The 718-nt window shown below is 37.3% G+C and carries 2 protein-coding genes; both read left to right on the top strand.

The window, feature by feature from the left end; genetic code table 11:
* On the top strand, positions 1 to 93 hold a 93-nt coding region (locus UC75_RS22385; RefSeq protein WP_228137491.1), incomplete at its 5' end, for a hypothetical protein.
* A gap of 278 nt (positions 94 to 371) precedes the next feature.
* Positions 372 to 718 (top strand): MFS transporter (locus UC75_RS17965; protein ID WP_164837887.1); only part of this gene is annotated, 347 nt, incomplete at its 3' end.

Genomic DNA, 718 nt, shown 5'->3' with positions numbered 1-718 from the left:
CCTGCCGCACTTGCCGCAAAGTCAGCCATTAAGGCGTGTGTGAAAGAACTGATTCAAAACCAAATTTGGCCGTGTTCTGAAATTATTTTATAAAGGGTCATTAATTTTATTAAATACCTAATTAATTTTGCCCTCTCACTCCCTCCTGCTGTTTGAGATTACATTTTCATCTGAATGATAAGTGAATTTCTGTTTATCAAATTATAGATGTGTAGTTTGAACTGGAAACAAGGCATCACATTTTCTACGAAGGACACCTTTAAATCTCATCTCTAACCCATGTGTTATTTAGGTTTATTGAATGAGTCGATTTAAAGCCCTCTATTGAAAATCGTGAATGTTTCCATTTTGTCAGGCCAAGGAGGTCTCCAATGGATGTCGTGAATAACCGTAGGGCTACTTTTAAAAAAATATTAAATGTAACGAGTGGCAACTTTTTAGAACAGTACGATTTTTTTCTTTTTGGTTTCTATGCCACTTATATCGCAGCAAAATTTTTCCACTCTGAAAATGAATATGTCTCTTTAATGATGACATTTACCGTGTTTGCTGCGGGCTTTCTTATGCGTCCTCTCGGCGCTATTTTCTTGGGCGCTTATGTCGACAGAGTTGGTCGACGTAAAGGTCTTATTGTGACTTTAAGCCTTATGGCAATCGGAACCATCTTAATTACCTTTGTACCGGGTTATGAGACGATTGGTATTCTTGCACCAATTTT

The organism is Acinetobacter sp. V2 (genome assembly GCF_001188385.1).
Classification (GTDB): domain Bacteria; phylum Pseudomonadota; class Gammaproteobacteria; order Pseudomonadales; family Moraxellaceae; genus Acinetobacter; species Acinetobacter oleivorans.
Note: the sequence above shows the minus strand (reverse complement) of the source record. Positions and strands in the feature narration are given on the sequence as shown.